Raw genomic sequence first — 17040 nt, 5'->3', positions numbered from 1 at the left:
CCTTTTTTTATTCAGGACCAGGTTGATGCGTAGAGCCCTTCCGGATCGATGTTTTTAACCTCTTTTTCCAGGTCAAAACTTCCTTTGTTTTTTTGGTCGCTGCCCACACCGCTCATGCCTGCCCAGTTGCCCCAATTGCTGGCCGGGCAATAATCGATCAGTTTTTCTTCAAAGTAAGATGCACCCAGCGTCCAGTCTACTTTCATTTCATACACCAGGTACACTGCAACCAGTTGCCTGGCCGAATGCGAAATGAAGCCTGTATAGTTCAGCTCCCGCATAATGGCATCGATAACGTTATGCCCGGTTTCTGCAGCGGTCCATTTTTTAAAGAGCCCTTGCTGGTTCCGGGCCTCAGGCGGTGCCTCGTCTTTAAAGCCAGTCTTTTTAAAATAAGTATTTCCGTGTTTCTTAAACATAAAACGGAAATAGTCGCGCCAGAGCAGCCCAATGATTACCTGGCTGAAATGGCTCTTGGCGCCAAACTTCTCTTCTGCCTGGCGCATGGCCCAATAGATCTTTCTCGGCGATACACAGCCCAGCGCCAGCCAGGCCGACATGCGCGCGGGAAATACTTTGTTTTTGCCCTTCACCGCTGCCGAGGCGGCGATAAACTCTTCCAGGTGCGCCAGACCGGCTGCCTCGCCGCCCGTAAAATTAAAGGCAGCACGTTCGTCGCGAATCAGGCCGCTGTAACCCAGGGCCTGCAGGTCGGGCATCAATCCCCAGTCTTCAGCTTCGACAACAGCGACACGCAAGGGCGCTTCGAAACAGGGTTTAATCACCGCATCCCGTTCGGTCTTTTTTTTGAACTGACTGAATACTTCAGGAATATCTTTGATGGGAAAAGGAAGGTCTTCCTTGTTGTACAGGGTATGACCGATAAAATGCCTCAGGTTAACTTTAAGCTTCCAGAGCGCGTCTTCCACGCGGGCCGAAATGCGGGTCTCTTCTGCCGCCACTTCCCGATGGTGGTACACTTCATTAATTTCGTACTGACTAACCAGCGCCGGAATAAGTTCTTCGGGCCGCCCGCTTTGAACCAGCAGATTGCCGCCCAGTGCCTGCAGTGACCGCCGCAATGCCGCAACACTCTCAATAATGAACTGCGCACGGATCTGGCCGGTTTTCCAGAACCCATTTACCTGGCTATAATGCCGAGGATCAAATACATACACAGGAAGGATCTCGTCTGACTTGGCGAGCGCCTCAAGGAGAATCTCGTTGTCGTGCAGCCGAAGATCGTTACGAAACCAAACAAGTATTTTTTTTCCGTTCATCCGGTGTGTTGTGCGATGGATCAATGCAAAAATATAGCATTTATTTTTGCAAAATGCGGCAATAACTTAATATTGACACAAGCACAACAATCACAATGAACACTCTTCAGATTTCAGCCGGGCTTGCAGGAAAATATTTTCGCTACAAACCATCTGCCGGCTTGTTCGTTATTCTCTCATGTCAGAACGGGTATTGATCACCGGGGCCTCCGGGCTTATCGGCCGGGAACTTATTTCACAACTTCTGGACAAGGGGCACGAAGTTGCTGTATTGTCCAGAAAGCCGGCGCAAAACGCCCTTTACAAGACCTATACCTGGGACATCGATGCCGGGCGGGCAGATGCTGCAGCCCTCGAAGGCGTTACAGCCGTGATCCACCTGGCCGGCGAGGCCATTTCAAAAGGTCCCTGGACCGAAGCGCAGAAGCGCCGGGTCATTGATAGCCGCGTCAAGTCTGCGAACCTGCTGCATGCCCTCGTCAAAAGCCATGGCCGGCAGGTCACACATTTTATTTCTGCATCGGGTGTGGGGTTCTACGGAGATTGTGGCGATGAACTGCTCACCGAGCGATCGCCGGCCGGCCGGGACTTTATGGCGCGTTGCTGTGTAGCGTGGGAGCAGGCAGCTATGCAGTTTAAAGAATTGGGCCTGCGTGTTTCTGTGCTCCGTACGGGTGTGGTACTGGCTGAACAGGGCGGAGCACTTCCTACGTTTGCCCTTCCCGTAAAACTTTTCGCCGCAGCTCCCCTCGGTTCGGGCAGACAGTGGATCCCCTGGCTGCATCTTGATGATGCCGCAGCTGCCTATGCTTACCTGCTGGAAAACCCGCATGCAGCGGGAATCTACAACCTTTGCGCCCCTTTCCCAGTTACCAATAAAGGTCTGACCAGGGCCCTGGCCAAGCAGTTGCACCGACCTGTCTGGCCGTTTCATGTGCCGCGTTTGGTACTCAAACTTGCACTGGGCGAAAGAAGTGTGCTTCCCCTCAGCAGCACCAATACATCTGCGCAGAAATTGCTTGATGTTGGTTTCCTGTTTAAATTTACCAATCTGCAAGACGCACTGGCATCAATTTACGAGCGCCCGCCCACACAAAACAATGAAAGAAACAATTAACATCTGCTGGCTGCGGCGCGACCTGCGCCTTGACGACCATGCGGCCCTGTACCACGCACTGCGTGCCGGCCGCCCGGTCTTGCCGTTGTTTATTTTCGACACCAATATCCTTGACGAGCTCAACCCTGACGATGCCCGCGTCACATTCATTCATCAGGAAGTGCTGCGGTTGCAGCAGGAGCTGAAAAAGCATGGCAGCGGCCTGCTTGTTTGTCATGGCAAACCCGAAGCGGTATGGAATGAGCTGGTAGACAAATACGACATCGGCCATGTGTTCGCGAACAGGGATTACGAACCGTACGCCCGTGAGCGTGATGACAGCCTGGCGGAGTTCTTAAGCAGTGAACAGATCGGCTTCAGGCTGTTCAAAGACCAGGTCATTTTTGAGACCAGTGAGGTCGTTAAACCAGACGGCAAGCCCTATACCGTTTATACACCTTACTGGAAACGCTGGCGGCAAAAACTGGAACCTTTTTTTTTCGCGGCTTATCCTACTGAAAAATATTTCAGGCATCTGTATAAAGGCGAAGTGCCTGTGCCTCCTTCGCTGGAAGAACTTGGTTTCGGCCAGGCCAAGATCGTCTTTCCCCCGAGGCAAGATTACCGGCACAAGCTGGCCGATTACGGCAAAACACGCGACTTCCCAGCCCTGGAGGGAACTAGCCGGCTGGGCATTCACCTCCGTTTCGGCACGGTCAGCATCAGGGAGGCTGTAAGGACAGCACTCGAAGAAAAAGCAGAGGTCTGGATCTCTGAACTCGCCTGGCGTGAGTTCTACATGATGATCCTATGGTATTTTCCCAATTCGGCCACTTACAATTTCAAAACGGCATATGATAAAGTACAGTGGCGCAACAACAAAGCTGAGTTTGAGGCCTGGTGTACCGGCCAAACGGGATACCCCCTGGTCGATGCGGGCATGCGGCAGATGAATGCCACAGGTTACATGCACAACCGGGTGCGCATGGTTACCGCAAGCTTTTTAACAAAACACCTGCTGGTAGATTGGCGCTGGGGTGAAGCCTATTTTGCAGAAAAACTACTGGATTACGACCTGGCGAGCAACGTGGGCGGCTGGCAATGGGCCTTCGGATCAGGAAATGATGCCGCGCCTTATTTCAGGGTTTTCAATCCCGAACTGCAGGCCAAGCGTTTTGATCCGGATCTGAAATACATCAAAAAATGGGTGCCGGAATATGGTACAAAAAAATATGCCCCACCAATTGTGGAGCATACGTTTGCCCGCGAACGGGTCTTAAAAGCTTTTAAAAAAGCGTTGGGTTAATTATTTTACAGAAACGACTTCCATGTCAAAATCCAATGCCGTATTAGGCGGTATGGTTCCCTGCCCGGCTCCGCCGTAGGCCAACGCCGAGGGAATAAAAACCCGCACCTTTTCGCCAACCCGCATCAGCGCAAGCATCTTACGCCATCCAGGAATATCACCGCCGATCGTAGATGTCTCGTAGCCCTCAGAATTGCTGTCAAATTGTTCTCCATCAACGATCCTGCCGGCATATTTCACTTTTGCTATGTGCTCTTCCCTTACCCGTTCACCGGTTCCTTCCTGCAGCACGATGTAATAGAAGTTTGCAGCTGTTTTTGTAGCAGTAAGTCCTTTCTTCTGAAGAAATTCATTAATGACACGATCATCCCGCGAGGCCTGCGTAGCTTCTTCCAGAACTGTGAGCACCAGCACGACCACTTCATTTTCGGGGACCTTCAGCGCAGTCGAACCGTTTTTACCGAATGCGAGGTAAGAAGGGAGTACAATCGATGCTTCAGAGCCCCTGTTTGTCTTTAACAACACGGTACGGATCGCTTCTACGCTGATCTGCTGTCCGTAACCCTGAAGAAATAGGGCAGATGTGTAACCAACCAGGTCAGCCATGTTGCCAATCGTTGAAGATTGATAATACGTTGCATTTGTTTTTGCAGACTTGATGGCTACCCGGTATAAAACCGAATCTGTATTTTTTAAAAGCTCGCCTGTTCCCTGCTTGGTTACTGCATAATAAAAACCGCTCGGATCTTTGGTGGCATTCAGACTGTTTTTTTTCAGGTAATCCTGGATGATTTTTTCATCTACGCTTTCGATCGGTTCATACTCCTTTTTACAGGCACTGAAAACCACCGAAAACAACAAAACGATACTGAACAAATATTTTATTTTCATGAATTGTCTATTGAGCTTTTATTAAGTCTACGTCAAAGTCAAGTACGGTATTTGGCGGAATATTTCCATAACCGGAGCTGCCATAAGCATAACCTGAAGGAATGATCAGCCTGATCCGCCCCCCCGGCTGGATCTTAGCAAGTCCCACCTGCCAGCCCAGTATTACACCGCTGTAACGGAATTTGATGGGCTCCGTACTTTTTTGAAATACGGTTCCATCCAGCAGGCGCCCGGTGTAATTGGCAAACAACTCGGGATTGTTACTGTACGTTACGTTTCCCGTTCCAGGCGTAACGATCTGGTAATAAACGCCCGAGGAAGGATCGCGAACTGCAGGAATGTTGTTTTTTGCAATAAAATCTTTGATGATCTGTTCGTCTGCCCTTGCCTGCGCATCTGCATCAAACGTTTCTTTCTTCGCACACGATACAAAAAATATCCCGGCCAGTAGAACGGCCAGCACCCTGGTTTTTAACATAATTCACAAAAATAGTTTTTTCCGGGCGCCCTGGCAATTTTTAACCAATTTTAACATACAGGCCCGGGCGCACAGGCTGAGAAAAGGCCACAAAAAAAGCCCGGATTACGCCGGGCTTCAGGATTTATTAACCAATTAAAAAATGTACTTGTTTGCTTCGATCAGTCCAACAGCGATCCGCTGACGCGCTTCTTTCACATTGAAGGGTTCCATTTTTGTAAACCGCCGCAGGCCCACCAGCATCATGCGCTGTTCATCTCCCTCGGCAAATGCCCAAAGGGCTTCTTTGCCAGCTTTGGCCACGGCATCCACGGCTTCGACCAGATACACACGCAGCAGGTCGAGCTGCCCTGCGGCTCCGTCCTCGCCCCGCAGGTGAACCAGCCTTTCGGTGCGCAGCAAAGCAGATTCGGCAACATAGGCGTAACTTGCCATATCGGCGATATTCATTAAGATTTCCTGTTCTTTAGACAGGCTCATCATAAGTTTCTGAACGGCCGCTCCGGCCACCATCAAGGTAGCCTTTTTCAGGTTACTGATCACCTTTTTTTCAGCGGCAAACAGCGTATCATCTGCCTCGCCGAAATCAGGAATGGCCATCAGTTCACTGGCCACAGCCGTTGCCGGGGTCATCAGGTCCAGTTCGCCTTTCATGGCACGTTTGAGCATCATGTCTACGGTGAGCAGGCGGTTGATCTCATTTGTGCCTTCGAAAATCCGGTTAATCCGTGCATCACGGTACGCGCGGTCCATTGGCGCGTCTGCAGAAAAGCCCATGCCGCCATAGATCTGGACGCCTTCGTCAACGACGTAATCGAGTGCTTCAGATCCCCAAACTTTAAGGATCGCGCACTCCACGGCAAACTGTTCTGTAGACTTCAGTTTCGCCTTTCCGGGTTCCATGCCGCCGGCCACCAGCGCTTCATAAGCATCATCAATATTTTGGCCGGCACGGTAGTTGGCCGAATCTACAGCGTAAACCTTAGCGGCCATTTCAGCGAGTTTATAGCGGATGGCGCCGTATTTAGCGATCTGCCGGCCAAACTGCGAACGCTCGTTTGCATAGTTCACCGCTTTGCTGATCACTTCTTTCGAAGCGCCGATCGCTGCTGCAGCAAGTTTGATTCGGCCAATGTTCAGAATATTGACCGCAATCTTAAACCCGTTCTGCCGGTCGCTCAGCATGTTATCTACCGGTACCGGGCAGTCGTTAAAAAATACCTGCCGCGTCGAGGAACCTTTTATGCCCATTTTGTGTTCTTCTGGATTCATCGTGATTCCGCCGAAATCCTTTTCTACGATAAAGGCGGTCAGGTTTTCGTCCTGATCAATTTTTGCGAATACGATGAACACGTCTGCAAAACCACCATTGGTGATCCACATTTTCTGGCCATTCAGCATGTAGTGCCGGCCATCTTCAGAAAGCACCGCTTTTGTTTTACCCGAATTGGCATCTGAGCCCGAATTGGGTTCCGTCAGGCAGTATGCTGCTTTCCATTCGCCTGTGGCAAGTTTGGGAATATACCTCGCTTTTTGCACCTCATTGCCGTAATAGAGAATGGGCAGCGTGCCGATTCCTGTATGGGCAGAAAGTGCTACGGCAAACGAATGGCCGGCGCCGATCACATCGGCCACCAGCATGGAGGTATTGAAGTTCTTGCCAAAGCCACCGTATTCTTCCGGGACCGACACGCCAAGAATACCCAGTTCGCCGGCCTTTGTAAGCAGACCCGGCATCAGTTCCGGGTCTTCCTGGCGGTCAATCCGGTCCAGGTGCGGGTAAACTTCCGATTCCAGGAAATCACGGCAGGTCTGCGCGATCATTCGCTGTTCCTCATCAAATTCTTCAGGAATAAATACATCTTCCCAGGAAGTTTCCCTGATCAGGAACTCACCTCCTTTAATGGTTTTTTTGTTTGTTGTTTCCATTTGCTACGCATTAGGACAAAAGATTAAAGAAGAAAAAGTAAAGACTACTGGCAATTGCCCAATTGATTTTTAAAAGCCGCGATTGCCCGTTGCAATTCGATGATTTGCCCGATAAGTCCTGAAAGCCGGGAAACATCGGAGTAACCAAACTCTACGCATAAAGTCAACTGCGTTTCAAGCTCAAATAAAGGCCTCAGTGCGATAGACAGAAAGCGCGCAAAGTCTTTATTGGAACTTCGTGACGAGCATTCGGCAATGTTTTAAGGAATGGATACCGCACTTCGCCCTATCTGATTTTTTAGGCCGAAACGTTCTGAGACAGGAAGTATCTCTGAAAAAATGTAAACTTCCTTTGCTAGTTGGATGCCGCCTCCATATTTTAAGCTTCCTGAAATTATGCACAGAGCTGCGATCTGTCTTTTTTCTTTCTTCTTTTTTCCTTGATCAGTGAATATAAATATTATTTCTCTAAAATTAATTTTTATAGCATTTCAAAAACCCCTGCAGCTCCTTGCCCCGTGCCTACGCACATGGTTACCATACCGTACTTCTGGTTGCGGCTGCGCAGTTCGTTCATCACCTGAACGGTCAGTTTGGCTCCGGTACAACCGAGGGGGTGCCCCAGCGCAATACCGCCGCCGTTCACATTCAGAATATCCGGATTGATGCCGAGTGCTCGCATGATCGCGATCGATTGAGAAGCAAAGGCCTCATTCAGTTCGATCAGATCGATCTGCTCGAGGCGCATGCCGGCCATTTTCAATGCCTTCGGGATGGCCTCGATTGGACCAATGCCCATGATTCTGGGCGGCACGCCGGCAACACCATAACTTACCAGCCGTGCAATGGGCTGCACACCCAGCTCTTTCAGTTTGCGCTCTGATACCACGATCACAAATGCTGCACCGTCTGAAGTCTGGGAAGAGTTTCCGGCAGTAATGACGCCCTTGGCGTCGAAAACCGGTTTCAATTTGGCGAGTTTCTCGAGGGTCGTATCAGCGCGCGGACCCTCGTCGGTATCGACCACGTAAGACCGGGTCTTGCGCTTCATCTTTTCATCCAGATAGGTTTCGTTCACGGTAATGGGCAATACACCTGCTTTCAATTTGCCGTTCCGGATCGCCTCGACTGCTTTGCGGTGCGAATGGAATGCAAACTCGTCCTGGTCTTCCCTGCTCACCTGGTATTCGCGCGCCACAGCTTCGGCCGTGAGGCCCATTCCCCAGTACCAGTCCGGATGGCTCCTGGCCAACTCCGGATTCGGCACCAGCTTCCAGCCGCCGAAAGGCATGCCAGACATCACTTCGACGCCGCCTGCAATGATACAATCGGCCATCCCCGATCTTATTTTGGCTACAGCGGTAGCAATCGTCTCCAGTCCTGATGCGCAGTAACGGTTTACCGTCACACCCGGCACCTTCTCGGTATCGAGCCCCATCAGTGAGATCATCCGGCCAATATTAAGGCCCTGCTCAGCCTCGGGTGTGGCATTGCCGACAATGACATCGTCAATTTCTTCTTTGTCCAGGCCGGCTACCGAGCCCACAAGCTCCCGGATCACGGTCGCTGCCAGGTCGTCGGCCCGCATAAAACGGAAAACACCTCTTGGCGCCTTGCCGACCGCCGTTCTTAAACCAGCTATAATATATGCTTCCTGCATGGTAGTGAGATTTGATTCACAAGGCAAGTCCTGAAACTGCACCCCGGTTAAACATCGTTATTATCGTGTGGGTCAGGTCAAGCTGCACCCGTTAAATTTTGTATCGTTTGTGCCCCATCTAAACACACTTAAAATGTCTTGCAGCACACCATCGCACAGCTGCCAGACCGCAGACCAACTCTCCGGAAATCAGTTTCGGAGCGGTTTGCCCTTTGTAATGATCGACTGGATCCGCTCGAGCGATTTACGCTCACCTGCGAGCGACAAAAACGCCTCGCGTTCCAGGTCGAGCAGGTATTGTTCTGTAACCTCGGTCGGCGAAGAGAGGTCGCCTCCGCAGAGCACATAACCCAGTTTTTCTGATATCTTTTTATCGTGCGCTGAAATGTAGTTGCCTGCATACATGCTGTTCGCCCCGGCATAGACAATGCCCAAGCCTTGTTTTCCCAGTACCCGGATATCGTTACGTTGAACAGGTTTCGTATACCCGGCATCTGCAAGTTCCAGCGCCTTTGCCTTCGCGTCTGCCAGCAGCCTGCTTCTGTTCATGGTTATGGCATACTTCCCTTTCTGCAGGTAACCCAATTCAAAGGCCTCTTCGCCCGACGTCGATACCTTCGCCATTCCGATCGTGAGGAAGCGCTCCTTCAATGTGTTCTGGGCAATCTGGTCATCTTTCAATTCATCTGATGCACGCAGGGCAAACTCTTTGGTTCCGCCCCCGCCGGGAATAACCCCTACACCAAACTCAACCAGGCCCATATACGTTTCTGCCGAAAGCTGAACGTGGTCGGCATGCAGGCTAAACTCACAGCCGCCGCCCAGCGTCAGGTTGTGCGCCGCCACCACCACCGGAATCGACGAATAACGCAGCCGCATCGAGGTGTTCTGGAATGCCCGGATGGCCATATTCAGCTCGTCCCATTCCTGCTCTACGGCCATCATGAAGATCATGCCTACATTTGCCCCGGCCGAGAAGTTGGCGCCATCGTTCCCGATGACAACCCCCTGAAAATCTTTTTCTGCCAGGTCAATGGCTTTGTTGATCCCCTGAATCACATCACCGCCGATCGTATTCATCTTTGTATGGAACTCGACGTTGACGATGCCGTCGCCAATGTCGATTACCGACACGCCTGAATTTTTCCAAACTGTCTTGTTCTGCCTCAGGTTATCCAGCACAATGAAAGCTTCGGTGCCAGGCACAGGCTGATAACTGGCAGTAGCTACATCATAGTATTTCTTGCGGCCGTCTTCGACCTTATAGAATGTGTCATGCCCCTGTTCGAGCATTTGTCGCACCCAGGCTGCGGGCTGATGCCCGTAAGTTTGCATGCCTTCTACCGAAGCGCTCAGGCCAATGGCATCCCAAAGTTCAAAAGGGCCAAGTTCCCAGCCAAATCCGGCACGCATTGCATCATCAATGCGGTACAGTTCATCAGATATTTCGGGAATTCGATCCGATACGTAAGCGAACAAACCAAATGAAGAATGTCTGAACAGCTCGGCAGCCTTGTCTTTTCCGGCAGCAAAAATCCTCATCCGCTCACGGAGGTTTTCTACCGGCTTTGTCATCTCGAGCGTAGCCGACTTTACTTTTTGCTGTGGTTTGTATTCAAGTGTTTTCAGGTCTAATGCCAGGATCTCGCTCTTTCCATCGGCGCCTTTGATTTTTTTATAAAAGCCCTGCCCGGTTTTATCGCCCAGCCAATTGTTCTCTTCCATTTTCTGTACAAAATCGGGAAGTTTGAAAAGGTCGCGTGCCTTGTCATCCGGACAATTGTCATAAAGCCCTTTTGCAACCTTGATCATCGTGTCGAGACCGACTACATCGGAGGTGCGGAAGGTTGCCGACTTGGGCCGCCCCAGCGCCGGACCTGTAAATTTATCCACTTCTTCTACTGTCAGGTCCAATTTTTCGACCAGGTGCAGCAGGGCCATAATTGAGTACACACCTACCCGGTTGGCAATAAATGCCGGGGTGTCTTTGCAGCGGACGGTGGTTTTACCAAGAAATTTATCGCCGTATTCCATCAGGAAAGCAACAACGCCCGCATCCGTAAACGCCGTCGGGATGATTTCCAGAAGGCGGAGGTAACGCGGCGGATTAAAAAAGTGGGTTCCGCAGAAATTTGCTTTAAAATCATCGCTTCGCCCTTCAGCCATCAGGTGGATGGGAATGCCCGAGGTGTTGGAGGTGATCAGCGTTCCGGGCCGGCGATGCTGTTCCACCTGGTCAAACACTTTTTTCTTGATGTCCAGATTTTCAACGACAACCTCTACGACCCAGTCACAATCCCTGATCCGAACCATGTCATCGTCGAAATTCCCCGTAGTGATGCGGCTCAGCACCTTTTTTGAGTAGACCGGCGATGGATTGGTTTTAACTGCGGTTTGCAGGGCCGCATCGACGATGCGGTTCCTGACCTTCGCATCAGCAGTGGTCAGGCCTTTGGCTTTTTCCTCTTCCAAAAGCTCTTTCGGTGCGATATCAAGCAACAGCACTTCTGCGCCGATGTTGGCAAAATGGCACGCAATGCGCGATCCCATAATACCCGAGCCGAGTACGGCTACTTTTTTAATCGTTCGTTTCATCCAATGCTTTCTTTTCTGTTCGTATGTTTAATCGCCGCCCCTGCTCAGACAGGGTAGGCCAGCGTTACCTCGTTTAATTTTACAAGCAGGGCAATAAATTGCTCTTTTTCTTTTTTTGAAAAATGACCGTCCAGGTATTCGTTGAATTGCCGCACGACATTTTTGGCAGCCTGGCGTTTCTCCCGGCCAAAGTCGGTCAGGAAAACTTTTACCGATCGCTTGTCGCCTGCTGCTGTTTCCCTGTAAATTAAGCCCTGTTCCTCCATGTTGTTCAGCATGCGCGACAGGCTCGTTGCTTTTACACCGAGCAGGGCGGCCAGTTGAGATACGGCACTCCCCTCTTCGTTGATGTTGATCAGCATGTAACCGATCGCCTGAGTAATCCCAAAACCCGCAGCCAACTGGTTATATTTATTGAACATGTTCTGCCAGGCAAACTTGATGTGGTAATCGATGGTCTGGTGCTGCTTCATTTCGAATTTTATTATGCTTGCATAACAAAGTTAATGAATGAAGAGTTTTAATGCAAACACATTTCAAAAGAATTTACATCAAATGACACAAGTGGGTGTTTGTGCAGGCACGCGCAACAAGGAAATATCCCAGACCACTTGTGCACAAGAATTTATACAAAAAAATCTATCACTAAAATTCTTCATAACGAGCCTCAGGTCGGGCTGAATTTTTTTTCTGCGGCCCGGACAGCATGCGCCAGCCCCGGGAAAAATCTATAAAAAAAGAAAGGCCCGGACGCTGCTGCGACCGGGCCTTTCTGTAGTAGAAAAATAGGCTTAAAACAAGGTAAACTCTACCCTTCTGTTTTTCTGACGACCAGACTCTGTTCCATTACTTGCAATAGGTTGTGATTCGCCATAACCGGTAGCCTCGACCCTTGAGGCGTTAGCGCCTTGCGATACCAGATAAGCTTTTACAGACTCTGCTCTGTCTTTTGACAGTTTCAGGTTGTATGAGTCGCTGCCCTTGTTATCGGTGTGGCCGGCAAGTTTCAGGCTGAAATTTTTCTCGATCAACAGTGCTGCAACACGGTTCAGTGTGGGGTACGATTTGGCGCGGATTGTCGCTTTGTTAAAATCAAACTCCAGGTTTTTGATCGCATCAGCTACCACCTTACGGTCGGCTTCGGTAATGACAACCTTTTCAACCGGTGCGGGTACCTTTAACGGACAACCAGATCCATCCACTACGGTATTGGCAGGCGTACCAGGACATTTGTCCAGTTTGTCGGCCACGCCGTCTCCGTCTGTATCTTTAAACGCGTCGGCAAGCTCCGCGCGAAGGCGTGCGTTGTCTGACTTCTGTGCGTCGAGCTCTGCTTTCATGGCTGCAGCGGTTTGTTTCGCCTGAACGGCTTCGTCATAGGTTGCAGCAACCGGATTGTGGAAAGCCAGCTGTTTGCCCTGACCCAGCGCAAACTCGAGACCGGCGTAAGCATAGTTGTACTTGTCATTGCTTGTACCCATATAAGTTCCGTCGAGGTTATCACCGTCAACGAAATTGATGGTCCAGCCAAGGTCGATGTTGACACCGTCTGACACTTTGAATTTGGCGCCCAGGCCAACCGGAATAATCAGTTCACTAATCGTTTTGCCGGGGGCGTATTCTGTCATGCCTGAACCGCGGTTAACCGATGGTTTATAGCCGGCAAGGCCCGCGCCTACTGAACCGAACAGCTGCAGCGCGTCTTCTTTGCGGAACATGTCGATATTAAACATGTTCACCACGGCATTCAGTGATCCGGAATAAGTCAGCTTGGTTTCAAATGCACGGTTCGCACTTGTGTTGGCTACGCCGCTGTCATACGGCTCGGCGTTATCGCCTTTCAGCTTTCCCCCAACACCATCAAGACGCAGTGAGAAGTAATTTGTGAACTGTTTTTTGACATAAATTCCATAACCCAGATCGGATTTCCAGTTAGAGAAGTCATTCTTTCCGCCGAGCGGAGAAATTGGCGACAAAACACCCACGTTTGCTCCGACAGACCATGTTCTGAATTGACTTGAGGATGATTTTGCAGCTGTTGTTTGCTGTGCCTGAACGGCAGACCCTGTAAAGAGTGCCGCTACAGCAAAAGGCAGGCATTTGAATAAACTGTTTTTCATAATGTTTCTTGAGTTAACAGGCGTTGTATTTTTTATACAGCTCTGCGAACAATTGCCGTACCAAGACACAAAAATTACAAAACATTAAAGCAGGCAGACGTGTTGACCTCATTTCTTCTGCATTTTGCCCGCCGCAGGCCATAAGGGCCAGCCGGGTAAAATGTGCAGTTTTTCATACACTCAGGATTGCGGCGACTACCAGCCGGCGGCTGCATCATCGCCGCGTGGGTCTGCCCCGGCCTCATAATAGCCCCATTTGGTTTTGAGAATTGCATCGACCCGGCCAATGGCTCCACGCTCGGTAAACCGGTACCCCTTTTGTGTCAGGCGCTGCCTGGCCGTGCTGTCTACCGCACCTTTTTCCAGGAACACCTCGTCGGGCAGCCACTGATGATGAATTTTCCTGGCATTCACCGCTGCCTGCATGCCCATGCCGAAATCGACCACGTTGAGAATGGTCTGAAAAACAGAAGTGATGATGGTTGACCCGCCCGGCGTACCGAGAACCATAAACAATTTGCCGTCTTTTTCAACAATCGTCGGCGTCATGGAGCTCAGCATGCGTTTGCCCGGTGCTATGGCGTTGGCTGCGCCGCCTACGAGTCCGTACATGTTCGGGGCTCCTGGCTTTACCGAAAAGTCATCCATTTCGTTATTCAGTAGAAAACCTGCGCCTTTTACAACCACGTGCGAGCCGTAAGAACCGTTGAGCGTGGTGGTGATGCTGACGGCATTACCCGCCCGGTCAACGATAGAAAAATGCGTAGTCTCTTCATGCTCGGCGGGCGCTGCCAGGCCGGCAGCGATCGCGGCGCTGCTGCCCGCCTTTGACCAGTCAAACCCTGACATGCGTTGTTTGTTGTAACCGGCAGCAAGCAGCTGCTTTTGCGGAACAGGATGGTAATCGGGATCGCCAAGGTGGGCCGCACGGTCGGCATATACGCGGCGTTCGGCCTCAACCATCAGTTGAACGGTAGAATCGCTGTTAAAACCCAAGCGTTGCAGGGGGTATGGCTCGACAGACTGCAACAGTTGCAGCAGCGCGATACCACCGCTCGAAGGTGGTGGCATGGTAATGATTTTCAGCCCCCTGTAGGTGCCTGTTACCGGCTGGCGCCAGACGGCGCGGTAGGCTTTCAGGTCGGCTGCAGAAATGATTCCGCCGCCGCGCTGCATCTCTTCTATGATCAGTGCGGCAACGGGACCTTCGTAGAATCCGGCGGCGCCCCGCTCGGCGATGTGCCTGAGTGTAGCCGCAAGGTCTTCCTGCACAAGCAGATCACCTTCTTTCCAGGACCCTGACCCTTTAAGCAGTGCAGTACCAAGGGCATTATGCCTATGAAACCGGTAAGCCTGTCCGTTCAGTTCAGCAGCCTGTCTGCTTGTCACTTGAAATCCTTCTGTGGCGAGGGAAATGGCTGGTTTTAAAAGTTCAGACCAGGGCAATTTCCCGAAACGTTTGTGTGCAGTCTCCATGCCCGCCACTGAACCAGGCACGCCCGCTGCCAGGTGACCATACAGGCTTTTTTCTACGATCGGGTTTGCGAGGCTATCGAGGTACATATCCTTATGCGCCGCAGCAGCGGCTTTTTCCCTGAAGTCGAGCGAAGCCGTCTCACCACCGGCAGCACGGTAAACCATAAACCCGCCACCGCCAAGGTTCCCCGCATTCGGATAAACAACGGCCAGGGCAAACTGAACGGCAACGGCCGCATCTACAGCATTACCCCCCTTTTTTAAGATCTCAAGCCCGGCTTTACTTGCGTAGTGGCTGGCGCTGACGACCATTCCCTGTTTGTATTCATGGTGACTGGTCTTGCCAAGCTGGCGACCTGCACAACCGCCGAACAGGAAAACGACAAGGGTAAAGAAAGCTATTTTTTTAGTGGTTTGCGGCGCCTTTGCTCCGTTCGGCATCTTCATAAAGTTTCTCGATGTTTGCTTTGTTCTTTTCGAGGATCACCTTTCTTTTCAGGCTCAGCTTGGGCGTCAGTTCTCCGCCTTCTATGCTCCATTCTTTGGGCAGCAAAATGATCTGTTTCACCTGCTCCCAGCGGCCAAACTCTTTGTTATAATCGGCAATTAACTCTTCATATCTGGCCTTAACCTGCTCGTTTGCAATAATCTGCGCGCTGTTCTGATAGGAAATCCCTTTTTTGGCACACCAGTTCTTTAAAGCTTCAAAAGCCGGAACGATAAGCGCCGAGGGAAATTTACGATTTTCTCCGATAACCATCACTTGTTCAATGAGCGGCGACTCCTTGAATTTGTTTTCAAGCAGCTGCGGGGCCACGTATTTTCCGCCCGCGGTCTTAAACATTTCCTTTTTACGGTCTGTAATCTTCAGGTATTTCTGGTCAACCAGTTCCCCGATATCGCCGGTATGAAACCAGCCTTCGGCGTCAAGCGCCTCTGCCGTAAGCTCAGGCCTGTTGTAGTATCCTTTCATGATGTGGTGCCCGCGGGTCAGGATTTCGCCGTCGGCTGCTATTTTGATCTCTACACCGTTCAGCGCGGGCCCTACGGTGCCGAACATGGTTTCATCGGGCCGGTTTACAGCAATAACCGGCGAGGTTTCGGTCAGTCCGTAACCTTCAAAAACCGGCAGTCCGGCGGCCCAGAAAATGCGCGCCAGTTTGGGGTTCAGTGCCGCTCCACCCGAAATAATCGCCCGGATGTTTCCGCCCAGGGCTTCCTGCCATTTTTTAAAGACGAGCTTACGCGCCAGTGCCAGTCTCAGGTCATACCACCTGCCCTTTCTGAAATCAAATGCATTGGCTAGCGCGAGCGACCAGAAAAATATACCGCGTTTTGCGCCGCTAAGTGCCTTTCCTTTTTCCATGATCTTATCGTAAACCTTTTCCAGTAATCGCGGAACCGTTGTAAATACATCAGGTTTCGTGTACTGAATGTCGGCAACGATCGTATCCATACTTTCGGCATAGGCCACCGATATGCCAGAATATATATAAAGGTAAATCACCATGCGCTCAAAAATATGCGACAGCGGCAGGAAACTGAGTGCGGTGCGAATGCCAGCCGGCAGGATGATCGCTGAATTAAGAAAGTTCTGGACCAGGTTGTTGTGCGTAAGCATGACGCCTTTTGGTGTGCCGGTCGTTCCGGAGGTATAGATTAGCGTAAGCACGTCTTCAGGGGTCACCGCATTGCGCAGCTGCTGCAGGTCTGCAGACACATCCCGCCCCTGCGCTGCCAGCGTTTCCCAGTTCTTAAGGCCGGGTGCCGCATCGAATGTATAGATTTGCAGACCCTCAACGCCCGCCTGCGCGATTTTTGCGTGCAAATCGGCAGTTGCCGCGAACACCACAGACACACCTGCATCGCGAAGGATAAAATTAACATCATGTTCGGGCAGTGTCGGATAAAGCGGTACCTGGAAAGCACCGATCTGGCTGATCGCAAAATCGGTAATGTTCCACTCAATGCGGTTGGCAGACATCACGGCCACTTTTGAACCCTTGGTTACGCCGAGCCCCAACAACCCCTTACTCAGGCTATCGACGGCTTCACAGAATTGCTGCGTGCTAAAACTTCGCCACTTACCGGTGGCCTTGTCGGTCAGAAATGCCTCTTGTGGAAATTTTTCGAGACTGTGTTGCAGGAGGTCGAAAACCCGGGTTACCGTTGTTGACATGATCTTATCCTATTTGGTTCGTATTAACAA

12 protein-coding genes and 1 pseudogene are annotated in these 17040 nt (G+C 51.0%); 2 read left to right on the top strand and 11 right to left on the bottom strand.

Annotated elements, in window-relative coordinates:
• Positions 1 to 11: 11 nt before the first annotated feature.
• A complete protein-coding gene (locus tag C7T94_RS06560) occupies positions 12 to 1280 on the bottom strand; it encodes a DASH family cryptochrome (protein ID WP_107214468.1) in 1269 nt (422 codons plus the stop codon).
• A gap of 178 nt (positions 1281 to 1458) precedes the next feature.
• Between C7T94_RS06560 and C7T94_RS06555 the strand changes: the two genes are divergently transcribed.
• Positions 1459 to 2397 (top strand): TIGR01777 family oxidoreductase, encoded by a 939-nt coding sequence (locus C7T94_RS06555; RefSeq protein ID WP_107214467.1) that lies wholly within the window; start codon positions 1459 to 1461, stop codon positions 2395 to 2397.
• Positions 2381 to 3682 (top strand): cryptochrome/photolyase family protein, encoded by a 1302-nt coding sequence (locus tag C7T94_RS06550; RefSeq protein ID WP_107214466.1) that lies wholly within the window; start codon positions 2381 to 2383, stop codon positions 3680 to 3682. The genes C7T94_RS06555 and C7T94_RS06550 overlap by 17 nt, the downstream gene beginning before the upstream one ends.
• Here C7T94_RS06550 and C7T94_RS06545 read toward each other — a convergent pair whose 3' ends face one another.
• The 10 genes and pseudogenes from C7T94_RS06545 to C7T94_RS06500 all read right to left on the bottom strand — a co-directional run bounded on the left by C7T94_RS06545 (position 3683) and on the right by C7T94_RS06500 (position 17010).
• The gene (locus tag C7T94_RS06545) at positions 3683 to 4573 is read right to left on the bottom strand and encodes an FKBP-type peptidyl-prolyl cis-trans isomerase (RefSeq protein WP_107214465.1); all 891 of its coding nucleotides are present in this window, start codon (positions 4571 to 4573) and stop codon (positions 3683 to 3685) included. It abuts the gene before it with no gap.
• A gap of 7 nt (positions 4574 to 4580) precedes the next feature.
• Positions 4581 to 5051: an FKBP-type peptidyl-prolyl cis-trans isomerase gene (locus C7T94_RS06540; RefSeq protein WP_107214464.1), complete on the bottom strand. Its 471-nt coding sequence runs from the start codon at positions 5049 to 5051 to the stop codon at positions 4581 to 4583.
• 135 nt (positions 5052 to 5186) lie between these two features.
• A complete protein-coding gene (locus C7T94_RS06535; RefSeq protein ID WP_107214463.1) occupies positions 5187 to 6980 on the bottom strand; it encodes an acyl-CoA dehydrogenase family protein in 1794 nt (597 codons plus the stop codon).
• A gap of 44 nt (positions 6981 to 7024) precedes the next feature.
• Positions 7025 to 7345: pseudogene (locus C7T94_RS19710) on the bottom strand (four helix bundle protein).
• A gap of 116 nt (positions 7346 to 7461) precedes the next feature.
• Complete coding sequence (locus tag C7T94_RS06525; RefSeq protein WP_107214462.1) at positions 7462 to 8640, bottom strand: acetyl-CoA C-acyltransferase; 1179 nt, start codon at positions 8638 to 8640, stop codon at positions 7462 to 7464.
• Between the two features lie 189 nt (positions 8641 to 8829).
• Positions 8830 to 11235 (bottom strand): 3-hydroxyacyl-CoA dehydrogenase/enoyl-CoA hydratase family protein, encoded by a 2406-nt coding sequence (locus C7T94_RS06520; protein WP_107214461.1) that lies wholly within the window; start codon positions 11233 to 11235, stop codon positions 8830 to 8832.
• A gap of 44 nt (positions 11236 to 11279) precedes the next feature.
• Positions 11280 to 11708 (bottom strand): MarR family winged helix-turn-helix transcriptional regulator, encoded by a 429-nt coding sequence (locus tag C7T94_RS06515; protein ID WP_107214460.1) that lies wholly within the window; start codon positions 11706 to 11708, stop codon positions 11280 to 11282.
• Positions 11709 to 12026: 318 nt separating this feature from the next.
• Positions 12027 to 13355, bottom strand: coding sequence for an OmpA family protein (locus C7T94_RS06510; protein WP_107214459.1), 1329 nt, complete (start codon positions 13353 to 13355; stop codon positions 12027 to 12029).
• A gap of 195 nt (positions 13356 to 13550) precedes the next feature.
• Entirely contained in the window at positions 13551 to 15278 is a 1728-nt protein-coding gene (gene ggt / locus C7T94_RS06505) for a gamma-glutamyltransferase (RefSeq protein ID WP_239494941.1), read from the bottom strand.
• On the bottom strand, positions 15238 to 17010 hold the full coding sequence (locus tag C7T94_RS06500; RefSeq protein WP_107214458.1) for an AMP-dependent synthetase/ligase: 1773 nt from the start codon (positions 17008 to 17010) through the stop codon (positions 15238 to 15240). Before C7T94_RS06500 ends, ggt begins: the two co-directional genes overlap by 41 nt.
• Between the last annotated feature and the right edge of the window lie 30 nt (positions 17011 to 17040).

Origin of the sequence: Pedobacter yulinensis, from assembly GCF_003029735.1 — a bacterium.
GTDB classification, from domain to species: Bacteria; Bacteroidota; Bacteroidia; order Sphingobacteriales; family Sphingobacteriaceae; genus Pedobacter; species Pedobacter yulinensis.
This window is presented reverse-complemented; position numbering and strand designations above follow the sequence as displayed.